The sequence below is a fragment of the Streptomyces sp. SID13726 genome (assembly GCF_010548375.1).
Taxonomy (GTDB): domain Bacteria; phylum Actinomycetota; class Actinomycetes; order Streptomycetales; family Streptomycetaceae; genus Streptomyces.
This window is the reverse complement of sequence record NZ_JAAGLY010000018.1, coordinates 37,455-50,193: the sequence shown is the minus strand read 5'-3', so window position 1 is coordinate 50,193 and position 12,739 is coordinate 37,455. Positions and strand designations below refer to the sequence as shown.

At 69.0% G+C, this 12,739-nt stretch carries 12 protein-coding genes; 7 read left to right on the top strand and 5 right to left on the bottom strand.

Annotation, left to right across the window (positions count from 1 at the left end; all coding sequences use genetic code 11):
* Positions 1-3 precede the first annotated feature (3 nt).
* Positions 4-1,065 carry an alpha/beta hydrolase gene (locus tag G3I78_RS34665; protein WP_164432072.1) on the top strand — a complete coding sequence of 354 codons (1,062 nt, stop codon included), beginning with the start codon at positions 4-6 and terminating at the stop codon, positions 1,063-1,065.
* A 226-nt stretch (positions 1,066-1,291) separates the two neighbouring features.
* Here the strand turns inward: G3I78_RS34665 and G3I78_RS34660 are convergent, their stop codons facing one another.
* The 3 genes from G3I78_RS34660 to G3I78_RS52975 are packed head-to-tail and all read right to left on the bottom strand — an operon-like array spanning position 1,292 to position 4,700.
* On the bottom strand, positions 1,292-2,764 hold the full coding sequence (locus G3I78_RS34660; RefSeq protein WP_164432070.1) for an AMP-binding protein: 1,473 nt from the start codon (positions 2,762-2,764) through the stop codon (positions 1,292-1,294).
* Positions 2,765-2,800: 36 nt separating this feature from the next.
* Complete coding sequence (locus G3I78_RS34655) at positions 2,801-3,724, bottom strand: alpha/beta fold hydrolase (protein WP_164432068.1); 924 nt, start codon at positions 3,722-3,724, stop codon at positions 2,801-2,803.
* A gap of 7 nt (positions 3,725-3,731) precedes the next feature.
* Positions 3,732-4,700, bottom strand: coding sequence for an enoyl-CoA hydratase/isomerase family protein (locus G3I78_RS52975; protein WP_164432066.1), 969 nt, complete (start codon positions 4,698-4,700; stop codon positions 3,732-3,734).
* A 227-nt stretch (positions 4,701-4,927) separates the two neighbouring features.
* Here G3I78_RS52975 and G3I78_RS34645 point away from each other — a divergent pair, with 227 nt between their 5' ends.
* Positions 4,928-5,611: a TetR/AcrR family transcriptional regulator gene (locus G3I78_RS34645; protein WP_164432064.1), complete on the top strand. Its 684-nt coding sequence runs from the start codon at positions 4,928-4,930 to the stop codon at positions 5,609-5,611.
* A gap of 34 nt (positions 5,612-5,645) precedes the next feature.
* Here the strand turns inward: G3I78_RS34645 and G3I78_RS34640 are convergent, their stop codons facing one another.
* Positions 5,646-6,542, bottom strand: a complete 897-nt coding sequence (locus tag G3I78_RS34640; protein ID WP_164432062.1) for a short-chain dehydrogenase/reductase — start codon at positions 6,540-6,542, stop codon at positions 5,646-5,648.
* Positions 6,543-6,648: 106 nt separating this feature from the next.
* Here G3I78_RS34640 and G3I78_RS34635 point away from each other — a divergent pair, with 106 nt between their 5' ends.
* The 3 genes from G3I78_RS34635 to G3I78_RS34625 all read left to right on the top strand — a co-directional run bounded on the left by G3I78_RS34635 (position 6,649) and on the right by G3I78_RS34625 (position 8,852).
* Entirely contained in the window at positions 6,649-7,146 is a 498-nt protein-coding gene (locus G3I78_RS34635) for a helix-turn-helix domain-containing protein (RefSeq protein ID WP_164432060.1), read from the top strand.
* 111 nt (positions 7,147-7,257) lie between these two features.
* A complete protein-coding gene (locus G3I78_RS34630; RefSeq protein ID WP_164432058.1) occupies positions 7,258-7,791 on the top strand; it encodes an SRPBCC family protein in 534 nt (177 codons plus the stop codon).
* The gene (locus G3I78_RS34625) at positions 7,791-8,852 is read left to right on the top strand and encodes an LLM class flavin-dependent oxidoreductase (protein WP_164432056.1); all 1,062 of its coding nucleotides are present in this window, start codon (positions 7,791-7,793) and stop codon (positions 8,850-8,852) included. Before G3I78_RS34630 ends, G3I78_RS34625 begins: the two co-directional genes overlap by 1 nt.
* 65 nt (positions 8,853-8,917) lie before the next feature.
* Here G3I78_RS34625 and G3I78_RS34620 read toward each other — a convergent pair whose 3' ends face one another.
* Positions 8,918-9,550, bottom strand: coding sequence for a TetR/AcrR family transcriptional regulator (locus tag G3I78_RS34620; protein WP_164432054.1), 633 nt, complete (start codon positions 9,548-9,550; stop codon positions 8,918-8,920).
* Between the two features lie 95 nt (positions 9,551-9,645).
* On the opposite strand from G3I78_RS34620, the gene G3I78_RS34615 reads away from it, so the two are divergent.
* The gene (locus tag G3I78_RS34615; RefSeq protein ID WP_343243933.1) at positions 9,646-10,833 is read left to right on the top strand and encodes a saccharopine dehydrogenase NADP-binding domain-containing protein; all 1,188 of its coding nucleotides are present in this window, start codon (positions 9,646-9,648) and stop codon (positions 10,831-10,833) included.
* 206 nt (positions 10,834-11,039) lie between these two features.
* Positions 11,040-12,452 (top strand): dihydrolipoyl dehydrogenase, encoded by a 1,413-nt coding sequence (gene lpdA, locus G3I78_RS34610; RefSeq protein ID WP_164432050.1) that lies wholly within the window; start codon positions 11,040-11,042, stop codon positions 12,450-12,452.
* The last annotated feature ends 287 nt before the right edge of the window (positions 12,453-12,739 follow it).

Below are 12,739 nucleotides of genomic sequence, written 5' to 3'. Positions count from 1 at the left end.
CCAATGCCCCTCTCTGACTGGGAAGAGCGCACCGTCCGGGTCAACGGACAGCGCATTCACCTGCGGATCGCCGGTACGTCCGGCCCCATCGTCCTGCTGGTCCACGGATTCCCCGAGTCCTGGTACTCGTGGCGGCACCAGATGGATGCGCTGTCCGCCGCCGGTTACCGCGCCGTGGCGATGGACATGCGGGGCTACGGGCGCTCGTCCAAGCCCTCCGACATAGCGGCCTACCGCATCACCGAGTCGGTCGCCGACTGCGTCGGAGTGGTCGAGGCGCTCGGCGAGTCGAGCGCCGTGATCATCGGCCACGACTACGGATCCCCGGTGGCGTGGGCTTCGGCGTGGACCCGGCCCGACGTGTTCCGCGGGGTCGTAGGACTGAGTGTGCCGTTCGGCGGGCGAGGCCAGGCGGCGCTGCCGGGCAACCCGTTCGGAGAGCGTCGCCCGAGTGAGGTCTTCCGCGAGCTGGCGGGCCCCGACATGCTGTTCTACCAGGAGTACTTCGCGCTGCCTGGCAACGTCGCGGAGCAGGAGATCGAGCAGGACGTGCGGTCGTGGGTCATCAGCGGCCTCTACAGCCTGTCCGCGGACCGTCCCCTGCCCCCTGAGCTCGCCGGCGTCGACCTCACGTCGCTTCCGCCAGAATTCCTCCGGGAGTTCGTGCGGGGCGCCATGTGCGTGCCCCGGACGGAGAAGTTCGGTGCCAGGCTGGAACTGCCGGACAAGCTGCCCGACTGGCTCGTCCAGGAGGAGGTGGACTTCCTCGTGGCCGAGATGGAGCACAGTGGACTGACCGGCCCGCTGAGCTACTACCGGACGATGGATCTGAACTGGGAGGTCCTCGGGGAGCACCAGGGCAAGCCGGTGACCGTGCCCGCGCTCTTCATAGGAGGAGACCGCGACGTGGCGACGATCTGGAGCCAGGAGGCGATCGCCCGGATCGGGGAGAAGGTCCAGGACCTGCGGGGATCGGTCATCCTGGCCAACTGCGGGCACTGGATCCAGCAGGAGCAGCCCGAGGCAGTCAACAGGGAGCTCCTCGGCTTCCTCAGCGGTCTCTGATGCGGCTCCTCGGCCATCTCTGAACCGGGAACGGGCACACCGACTGGGCTGGGCGGCGGCGGTGAGGGTCGTCGCCGTCCACCCCGCAGACGTACACCCCCTCGGCGGGAGACGGGGGGATGCCCGCACACATCTCCTTGCGACGGGCCGGTCTGGTCCGTCGCATGCCACTCCGGCACAGCGAGCAGCCCCCGGCTTCAGCCGGGGGCCGAGTCACCCACGTTGATCAGGACCGGGCCGAGAAGGCGGTGTGGCCGGCACGCAGCGAGGTTTTGTCGATCTTTCCGACCGCGTTCTTCGGGATGGCTTCCACCACGAAGAACGCGGTCGGACGCTTGTAGCCGGTGAGGCTGCACGTGCAGAGGGCCTTCAGCGCCCCGGGATCGACAGCCGAACCCGGCCGAGGCTGGACGTAGGCGACCACCACCTCTCCCCACTTCTCGTCGGGCACGCCGATCACGGCGGCTTCGAGCACCGACGGGTCGCCTGTCAGCACGTCCTCGATCTCCTTGGGGTAGATGTTCTCCCCACCCCGGATGATCATGTCCTTCGAGCGCCCCACCAGGGTCAGATAGCCGTCGGCGTCGAGACGGCCCACGTCGCCCGTGTGCAACCAGCCGTCGACGATGACCTTGGCCGTTTCGTCCGGACGGCCCAGATAGCCACGCATGACATTGGCCCCCCGGACGACGACCTCACCGTCACCGCCCTGCGCCACCTCGACACCGTCGGCGTCGACGATCCGGATCTCCTGGCCGGGGAAGGCAACCCCCACGGTTCCAGCCCGTCGAGGGCCCGCCACAGGATTGATGGTGGAGCCGCAAGTTCCTTCGGACAGCCCGTACCCCTCGACGAGCGGAAACCCGTACCGGGCCTCGAACCGGGTCAGCAGATCGGCCGAGGCGGGTGCCGCGCCGCAGACTCCGAAGCGCAAGGACGAGGTGTCGGGGCGGACATCGTCGGGGAGCGCCGCGAGCATGCTGTAGATCGTCGGCACCGCGCTGAAGAAGCTGGGACGCTCCTGTTCGACGAGGTCGAAGAAGGTGCGGGGATCGAACCGGCCCGCGATGACGACGCTCGCGCCCACGAGCAGCGGCATCAGCACGCTGACCACGATGCCGTTGACGTGGAAGAGCGGCAGGATCAGCAGGCACCGGTCGGCCGGTCCGACCTCCAACGCCTGGCGCCCCATCTCCACCATGGCGTCGATGTTGGCGTGGTCGAGCATCACCCCCTTGGGCACGCCGGTCGTACCGCTGGTGTAGATGAGCAGAGCCAGCGTGGCCGGGTCCAGAAGCGGTGCCTGATCCGGCTCCACCGTTCCTTCGTACAGTGCGCCGACGGAGAGTACGGCAACGCCGTGCGCCACTGCGGACGAACCGTCCTCGACCACCAGCAGGCGCGCACCGGAGTCCTGGAGCTGCCGGGCATCTTCGACGTCGGTCATGCTCGGGTTGACCGGTGTGATGGTGGCGCCGAGCCGCCAGGCGGCGAACAGCAGGACTACGAACTCGACGCGGTTGGTTAGCTTGAGGGCCACGACGTCACCGGGGCCGATTCCGAGGTCCTGGAGCTGACGCGCCGCCATGCGGACCCGGCTCAGCAACTGCGTATTGGTGAGGGACTGCTGCCCGTCGGAGACCGCGGCCCCCTGGGGGTCGAGCTCGGCGCGGCGGTCGGGCAGAGAAGCGAAATTCATGGCGAGGCGTACCTGTCTCGGTGTGATGCAATCCGGTTACGGAGTCGACACGGCGGGCGCCGGGTGCAGTTGGCGGACGAGGAACTCGATCTGGTCGCGCACCAGCTCCTCGAAGGTCTCGCCGGTGTAGAAGTCGAAGTGGCCGGCGTCGTACCGCTTGATCTCCCCCCGGGGCGCGGTGGCCGCGTACCGGAGCGTCTGGGCAGGGGGCGTGACCGAGTCGGTGTCGCTGACGCAGAAGAGAATCGGCATGGCGACCTTCCTCGCCGCGCGCCCGGGCCGGTAGCCGGCGATCGTCGGAATCACCCGTGCCGCCACCTCGTTACGGAACGTCGTCCCGGCCGGCTGCAGCGCCTGGTACCCGGGCAGCGCGTCCGAGGCGTTCATGAGGGCCGGTGAACCGGGAGCGGCGGCGATGGGAACCATCACGGGCGCCTTGCCGCGCAGTCTCGCCGCCAGATCCCGGGCGAGCACGGGCGTCATCCTGAGGGAAGCGCCCGGGCCGAGCGCGAGCGCGGAGGCGAGACCGTCGGTGAACGGGCACTGGGCCACGGCCGCGCGCAGTTCGGGATGGCGCGAGGCGACGGTGATGGCGTGGCCGCCACCGAAGGAGCTGCCCCACACCGCGACGCGTGTGCGGTCGACGTCAGGGCGGGCCTTGACGTAGGCGAGGGCGGCATCCCAGTCGGCGAGCTGCCGCTTGATCGACAGGAGTTGACGCGGGTGGCCGCCGCTGTCGCCGAAGTGCCGGTACGTGAACGCCACGGCGGCGATGCCGGCCTGCGCGAAACGCTCGGCGAAAGCGTCCAGCCGCATCTCACGGGTAGCGCCCAGGCCGTGCCCGAGCACGACGACGGGCGGGGAGGAGACGCCTGTGGGGCGGTAGAGCCACCCCGCACATCTGCTGTCATCGGAGGGGAACGTGATGTCGTGACGGGTGAAGGAGTGCCCGGTGGTCATCGTCGGCTCACCGTCCGTTCGTCGAGCGGTGCCCGGGCACACTGCCCGAGGCGAGCGCCTGCGCGTAGGTGTCCGGCCGGTAGAGCGGGAGCTCGCCGGTGGTGTCCGTCGTCTCCATGTAGTCGAGCATCAGTTGCTGCCCTTCCTTCGACATGACCCGGGTGAAGAACTCGGCGCGTTCGACGTGCAGGCCGTCCTCCAGTGACATCGAACCGCCGAAGTACACCGACCTCTTGGCGGCCGCGACCGACCCCTTCGACCGCTTGCCGAAGCGTTCCGCGAGTTCCACCGCCTGCGCGAGCACCTTGTCCTGCGGAACGACCTGGTCGACCGCCCCGTTGGCAAGAGCCTCCGCGGGTGTGAACGGCTTGCCCTCGAGGATCGCGGCCAGGGACCGGTGCGTACCGATGAGGCGGGTCAGCCGCTGGGTGCCGCCGCCGCCCGGGATGATCCCGAGGAGGATCTCCGGCTGGCCGATGAAGAAGTCCCCGTCGGCCATGACCCGCAGATCGCACGCCCAGGCGAACTCGGCACCGAGACCGAGAGCCGAACCGTTCAGGGCGCCGACGAACAGGACGCCGCTGGCGTTCATCCTGAGGAAGGTCGTGTGCAGACGTTCCAGCTGCAGGGCCCCGCGCATCGGGGTCCTGCGCATCACAGGCCCCAGGAGACGGGACCGGTCCACGTGCTTCGCCATGCGTACGACGGCCGCGGCACCGCGCCGGCCGACCGTGGGGCTCGCGGCGCCCTCTTCCTGCAGCCACCGGACCGCGGCATGGCTGACGAACCGCTCGGGATGGGCCCCGGTGAACACGACGGCACGGATCTTCGGATCGCGGTCGACCCGGGTCACCAGTTTGTCCAGCTGACGGGCGATGTCGAGGCCGAACTCCTGGTGCGGGCCGCCGTCGACGCGGACGATCAGGACGGCACCGCGATCCTCGATCGTCAGACGGCCCTTGTCTTTGTACGGCATGAATTCTGCTCCCGTGCTGAGTTCATGAGGGTGGGAAAGTGCATGGGGGACAGCCGCGGATGCTGTGTCCGCACCGGGCGGCAGGAGACTGGACCAGCACGTGATGACAGGTCCGGGGGCGGACGCGTGGATCCGGGACGGCATGTCACGTGCGGTGTGTACTATTGCCGTGAAGAATCACATAACCAAGTTATTTCGTTTGTGTCAACGGCGGAGGCGTGCGGGACATGGCAGGGCGGGCGAGAGTCGATGACGCACCGGAACGGCTTGTGCGGGCGGCCATCGGCCTGCTCGCGGAGCAGGGTCCGTCAGCCGTCAAGGCGCGCTCCGTGGCCTCGGCGAGCGGACTGTCGACCATGGTGGTCTACAGCCACTTCGGAGGGATCCCCGAACTCATGGGCGCTGTTGCCGACCACGGGTTCAAGGAACTCGGCAGAGCGTTCGCCCAGGTACCGGTGACGGAGGATCCGGTCGCGGATCTCTTCGCCATGGCCTTGACCTGCCGTCGGCTGGCACGCGAGAACCCTCACCTCTACGACCTGATGTTCGGGTTGTCCACCCGAGCTACATACCGGCCGCTGACGGATGCGCACCTTCGTCTGAGCGGGCATTCGCCGGCCTTTCGAGAGGCCCACGCTCATGTCGCTGCGGCCTGTGCGCGGCTCGTGCACTCCGGCAGGGTCGAGCAGGAGGAACCCGGGGTCATGGCGGCGCAGTTGTGGAGCATGGTCCACGGTTACATCACCCTTGAACTGGCTGAGCACTTCGTCGAGTTCGACGACGCCGTGGTGCAGGTGCTCCTGCCGATGGGCGTGAACTTCTGCGTCGGACTGGGTGACAAGCGGGAACGTGCCGAGGCCTCCCACGAGGCCGGCGTGCGCCTGTACGACTCGATCGTCCAAGGCCGCTGAGAAACCGCGCGGTCCGGCGCTGTCCCGGGTGCGGCTAGGACGACCTGGTCTCCGCGGCACGGGTATCGGTGCCCGGCGTGAGCTGGTCGTGCCTCCCCAGGGCTGCGACCTCCCGTTCGAGAGAGGGAACCGCCCGGGCGGCGAAGCGCCTTGCCCAGGGCCAGGCCAGCGGTGAATTCAGCGCCGCCTTGGCCCAGTTGGCCACGACGACCGCGCGCGGGACGTACACGCGGCTGCGGCGGCGCACGAGCCCGTCGACGATCGCGGCGGCCGCCCGGTCGGCGCTGGTGGTGACGTTGCCCGGGTAGGGCAGTCGCGCGCGCAGGCCCTGGAACGAGGGGAGGTCCGCCTCGGCGCCCCGGACGAGGTCCGTGTTGATCCAGGAGGGGTGTACCACGCCGACCGTGATCCCGAGGTGTGCCACCTCCTGACGGTAGGTCAGGGCCAGCAATTCGGCCCCCGCCTTGCTCGCGCCGTAGGAGGCCATCGCGGCCAGCGGCATGAACGACAGCGCGGACGCCACGACCAGCACGTGGCCCCGGCTGCGCTCCAGATGGGGCGTCGCGTACTTCAGAGTGCGGAACACGCCGTTGAGGTTGATGTCCAGGACCCGCTCGAACGACGCCTCGTCCGTCTGCCGCACCGTCCCGTAGGCCACGACGCCGGCGTTGGCGACGACGAGGTCGATGCCGCCCATGACGTCAGCGGCCTCGTCGATCGCCGACCGTAGAGCAGCCCCGTCGCGCACATCGGCCTCACGCCAGGCAGCGGCGGGACCCAGCTCGGCGGCGAGAGCGCGCAGCCGATCGGCTTCGAGGCCTATCACCGTCACCCGGGCCCCTCGAGCAGCGGCCAGACGGGCCACCTTCTCACCGATGCCACGTGCCGCTCCGGTGACGATCAGCTTCTTGCCCAGCAAGTCACGTTTCATGGCGGCAACATAACTTCGTTATGGATGGAACACAAGAGACCACACACCTGGCCACTGCTCGGTTACCTGCTGGGTCTCACGACTGGACGAACCTATGCTGGCCTCCATGAGGCGGACATCCTTTGCGCAGTGGCCCTGCTCGATCGCGCGGACCATGGACCTGCTCGGTGACTGGTGGACGCCGTTGGTGCTGCGTGAGGCGTTCTACGGCATCCGGCGGTTCGACGCGTTCCAGGAGTCGCTCGGGATCGCCCGCAACACGCTGACGGACCGGCTGCGCCGGCTGGTGGACGAGGGGCTGCTGGAGAAGCGGCCGTACCAGACGGAGCCGGTTCGCCATGACTACGTGCTCACCGAGAAGGGGCGTGACTTCTACGGTGTGCTGCTCGCGATGAACCGGTGGGGGGACCGCTGGCTGTCCGGTGAGGCGGGCCCGCCGGTGACGATGAGCCACGAGGCGTGCGGGCAGGAGACCCATGCCGAGGTGGTGTGCGCCGCCTGCGGCGAGCCCATGACCGCGGACAACACTCACCCCCGGATGGGGCCCGGCTACCCACCGCATCTGGCCGAACGACCGGACGTGCGGGAGCGATTCGCGGGCTGATTCGGCAGCGCTGTGTCAGTCACGTCACCCTTGACAGGCGAATCTATCTACGCAACTTTACTGGCCAGGCGCTCATGCGGGTGTCTTGGCGGACAGGGAGGCTGCGGGGTCATGGAGTGGACGGGCGCGTGCTACGCGGACAAGCCGACGGCCGAGGTCCACACCTGGATCGCCGCGGCGCCGGCACAGGTGTGGGCGCTGGTGTCCGACATCGAGCTGATGCCGCGCATCAGTTCCGAGCTGCAGTCGGTGGAATGGCTGGACGGCGGGAGCGGCCCTGCTCTGGGAGCCCGGTTCGTCGGCCGGAGCAAGCACGAGGCGTTGGGGGAGTGGTCGACCACGTCCCATATCGTCGAGTACGAGCCGCCGAGGAGACTCGCCTGGGCGGTCGAGGATCCCCAGCACCCGACGGCGATCTGGCGGTTCACGCTGGAGCCGCAGGACGGGGGCACCCTGCTGCGGGAGTGGATGCAGATGGGACCGGGCCGTTCGGGTCTCTCCTTCGCCATCGACCGTATGCCGGAGAAGGAGCAGAAGATCGTCTTCGTGCGCATGCGGGAGTTCGAGGCCAACATGGCCTTCACCGTCGAAGAGGTCAAGAAGCTGGCCGAGAGCGCCCGGACCCCGGGCGAGGAGAGTCTGTGATGCGGACCTCGACCACGATCGAGGCCTCCGGGGGCGACTGGCGGGAGATGGTCGACTACGTCACCGAGGCGGAGCGGCTCGGGCTGGACATCTGCTGGGTGGCGGAGGCGTGGGGCTCCGAGGCACCCTCACCGTTGGGCTATCTCGCAGCGAAGACGGAACGCATGCTGCTCGGATCGGGGATCATCCAGCTCGGCACCCGCACACCGATGGCCATCGCCCGCGCCGCGATCACGCTGTCGCAGATCTCCCAGGGACGCTTTCTCCTGGGGCTGGGCCCCTCAGGACCGCAGGTGATCGAAGGGCTGCACGGTGTGCCGTTCGACCGGCCGCTGTCCCGGATGTGCGAGACCGTCGAGATCGTTCGACAGGCCGCCTCGGGGGAGAAGGTCTCCCACTCCGGCCGTGAATTCCAGATCCCGCTGCCCGGCGGGGAGGGCAGGCCCATGCGCCTGTCCATGCGAGCCGAGCATGACATCCCCGTCTACCTGGCCACCCTCTCGCCGAAGATGCTGCACCTCACCGGCGAGATCGCCGACGGCTGGCTGGGCACCAGTTTCGTACCCGAAGGCGCCAAGGAGGCGTACTTCGACCACCTGGACCGCGGCCTGGCCAACGCCGGTCGTACGCGCGCCGACCTCGACATCTGCCAGGGCGCCGAGGTCGCCTTCGCGGACGACGAGGACGCGCTGCGCACGATGGTGGCCAGACGCAAGAAGGAGCTCGCCTTCAGCCTCGGCGGTATGGGCTCCGCGACCACGAACTTCTACAACAACGCCTACAGCCGCCAGGGCTGGGCCGAGGTAGCGGCCGAGGTCCGGACCCGCTGGCAGGCCGGGGACCGGGACGGCGCGGCCGGGCTGATCACCGACGAGATGGTGCTGGCGACCACGCTGATCGGAACCGAGGACATGGTGCGCGAGCGGCTGCGCGTGTGGCGCGACGTCGGCGTCGACACCGTTCGTTTCTACCCCGCCGGCGAGAGCCTCGACGCCCGGCCCGCCACCCTGGGCCGGGCCGTCGACCTGGTCCGCGACATCGACGGCGAGGCGGCACGGTAGCGACAGGCCATGGCGGCTGAGGCGGACGACGATGCACCGAGTCATCCGTCAGGCCCCGGTTCAGCTCAACCGCGGGCGCTGATGACGTCGGCTGCCAGGCCCGACATCAGCAGGCTGATCGCATGGAACGTCCTGGTCAGGGCTTCCTCCCGGTCCGCCGCAGCGGCGATGATCTGGTTGCCCTCGCACAGGCCGGCCAGCAGCAGCCGGGCGACAGTGGCGACGGGAACATCCGGTTGCAGTTCACCGCGCTCGGCCAGAACGGTCAGTAGCCGCTCGATCGGCGGCTGGGCGACGGTGTCGTTGATGTGCCGGTACTGCCCTCCCAGGACCGAGGGTGCCTGGACCATCAGCTCCCGGTGCAGGGGGTCGTCGATGGTCCGCCGCAGGAAGGCGTGCGTGAGGTCGGCGACCGCGGTCATGGCGGGCTGGTCCGGCCTTGCCGCACGGATCGCCTCGCACGTCGCGTCGCCCAAGGCGCCGACCTGCTCAAGCAGCTCCGTGTAGAGCTCGGCGAACATCGCCTTCTTGTCCGGAAAGTGACTGTAGAAGGTGCCCTTGCTCACCCGCGCCGCCCCGGTGACGGCCTCGACCGACGTGTTGGCGAACCCGTCGTCCACGAACAGCTTCCGCGCGGCCGTCACCAGGTCCGCCCGGGTCTGCTCCGCATACATCTGTCGTCGGTTTGGCCCTCGCATGCGCACCATCGTATATTCGATGACCTGAAGTCAGTGAATGACTCATGGTCAGTAGCGGTGGTTGTGACAGTGCCCTCCGGAAGGCAGGCGGAGCCGTGGAAAAGCGCAGGATCGTGTTGCTGGGCGCGACGGGGTACACCGGGCAGCGCGTGCTCCGGGAACTGCTCGCACGAGGGGAGAAGCCGACCTTGGCCGGGCGGAGCCGCACCAGGATGCTGACCCTGGCCGATCGCTTCGAAGCGGACCTGCCGGTGGCCGAGGTCGACGTCACCTCGACGGCCGACCTCACGCGCCTCGTGGAGCCCAGCGATGTCGTCGTCTCCACGATCGGTCCGTTCATGCGGCTCGGAATGGCCGCGGTCACGGCTGCAGCGCGGGCGGGGGCTCACTACTTGGACTCGACGGGGGAGGGGACCTTCGCCCGCCGCGTCCTCCTTGAACTGGACGCCGTCGCGGCCGTCCGGGGAGCGACCCTCGTGCCCGCGTTCGGCTACGACTACGTGCCGGGCAACCTGGCCGGCGCGCTCGCCCTGACGCGGGCGGGCGAGCGGGCACGCCACGTGGAGAGCGGATACTTCATCACCCGTTCCGGACGCGGGGACGAGCTGCTCTATCGGAGCACTCTGCGCGACTCGTACGCCCTGACCACGGGAGGCACGCGTCAGACGCTGGTCGCTGCGGCGGCCGAGGACGGGTTCGCCTACCGCAGCCCGCGTCCCTGGGCCACCGCCCGTGTGGTCGACGAGCGGGTAGGCAAGCGGGTGCGTACGTTCCACTACGGCGGTGTGAAACGTGCGGTCATGACCGTCCCGGGCACGGAGCATCTCGGACTGCCGGAGGTCTTCCCCCAGTTGGAGAGCGTCGAGGTGGGCCTCGGGTGGTTCGGACGGTGGACGCGCCCGGTGCAGATCGCCGCCACGCTCCAGGCACCCTTGCTGCGGTCGGCGAAGGTGCGGGCCGCCCTGGAGCGGTGGTCCGAGCGGCTCCCGGGATCCCAGCGCGAGCCGGACCCCGACGGCCGCTCCCTGGTGATCGCCGTCGCCCGCGACGGCCAGGGCCGACCGTTGGCCACGACGGCACTCACCGGACCCGATCCGTACGAGATGACGGGATCCCTCCTGGCGTGGGGCGCCGTCCACGCGGCACAGCCGGATGCCGTCCTCAAGCCCGGTGCACACGGCCCGGTCGCGGCCTTCGGCCTCGAGACCCTCAGGCTCGGAGCCGCCGAGGCCGGAGTACACGAAGTCGACGGGGCGCGTCGGGCCGCCGGCGACGATGACTGAGCGGGCATAGATCACCGCGCCGCGGCGCTGAAGCCGACGCCCGGGAAACGGCTGCCGAGAGGGTGGACCATACGGTCGCCTCCACCAGTCCCCCGCGGCGTGCGGTGGCGGATGCCGCCACTGGCGTATTGATGACCAGGTTGTTCGATCGGGAGCGAGTCGGCCCCTCGCGGGAATCGGCCGCCCCAGCGGAAAGGAAGCCGTCCATGGACGAGCAGGGTGAGCGCTTCGACGTCGTCGTTCTCGGTGCGGGTCCCGGCGGGTACGTTGCCGCCATCCGGGCCGCCCAACTGGGCAAGCGCGTCGCGGTCGTCGAGGAGAAGTACTGGGGCGGCGTCTGTCTGAACGTGGGCTGTATCCCCACCAAGGCCCTGCTGCGCAACGCCGAGCTCGCGCACATCTTCACGCGCGAGGCGAAGACCTTCGGCATCAAGGTGGACGGGGAGGTCTCCTTCGACTACGGCGAGGCGTTCAGCCGCAGCCGGAAGGTCGCGGACGGCCGGGTCAAGGGCGTCCACTACCTGATGAAGAAGAACAAGATCACGGAAATCAGCGGTCGCGGTACGTTCCTGGACCCGCACACCCTCCAGGTGGCCGACTACGAGGGCAACACCCGCACCATCGGCTTCGAGCACTGCATCATCGCCGCCGGCGCGACTCCCAAACTGCTGCCGGGCACCCGCCGCACATCGCGTGTGGTGACGTTCGAGGAGCAGATCCTCGCCGAGGACCTGCCCCAGTCGATCGTCATCGCGGGCGCCGGGGCGATCGGCGTCGAGTTCGCCTACATCCTGCGCAACTACGGCGTGAAGGTCACCATCGTCGAGTTCCTGGACCGGATCGCCCCGCTGGAGGACGCCGAGGTCTCCGCCGAACTGGCCAAGCAGTACCGGAAGTTGGGCATCGACGTGCTTACCTCGACCCGCGTCGAGTCGATCGACGAGTCCGGTCCGCAGGTCCGGGTCACCGTCACCGGCAAGGACGGCGCCCAGCAGGTACTGGAGGCCGACAAGGTCCTTCAGGCGATCGGCTTCGCCCCGAACATCACCGGCTACGGCCTGGAGAACACCGGCGTACGTGTCACCGAGCGCGGCGCGATCGACGTCGACGGCCGCTGCCGAACCTCGGTTCCGCACATCTATGCGATCGGTGACGTCACCGCGAAGCTGATGCTCGCCCACGCCGCCGAGGCGATGGGCATGGTCGCCGCCGAGACCATCGCGGACGCGGAGACCATGGAACTGGACTACGTGATGATCCCGCGGTCCACGTTCTGCCAGCCGCAGATCGCCAGCTTCGGCTACACCGAGGCGCAGGCGAGGGAGAAGGGCTACGACGTCCAAATCGCCAAGTTCCCCTTCACCGCGAACGCCAAGGCCCACGGCCTGGGCGACGCGACCGGCTTCGTGAAGCTGATCAGCGACGCCAAGTACGGCGAGCTCCTGGGCGGCCACCTCATCGGCCCGGACGTCACCGAACTGCTGCCCGAGCTGACCCTGGCCCAGCAGTGGGACCTCACGGTCCACGAACTCGCCCGCAACGTCCACGCCCACCCCACCCTCGGCGAAGCGGTCAAGGAAGCGCTCCACGGCCTCGCCGGCCACATGATCAACATGTAGCGAATGGCGGCGGGGTCCCGTGGCACTCGGATCGGTCTCGTGTCCTCGAGCTGCCAAGGGGCCCTGCACCCAGCCGTCACGGGGCCGTCCGACGTGGACGGCATCCGTCAACGGGTTGAGCATGCGACCCAACTCGCATGTCGATCCCCTCGCAGCGTGGAGAGTTCCATGCTGCTTCTGGCAAGACCTGATCGGCCCCCATCAGCGACAACACCCCAGGTCCACCACCGACCTGGACATCTCTTCCGGTCAGGCACGCTGCCCATGCAGGTTGCCGTGGGCAGCGC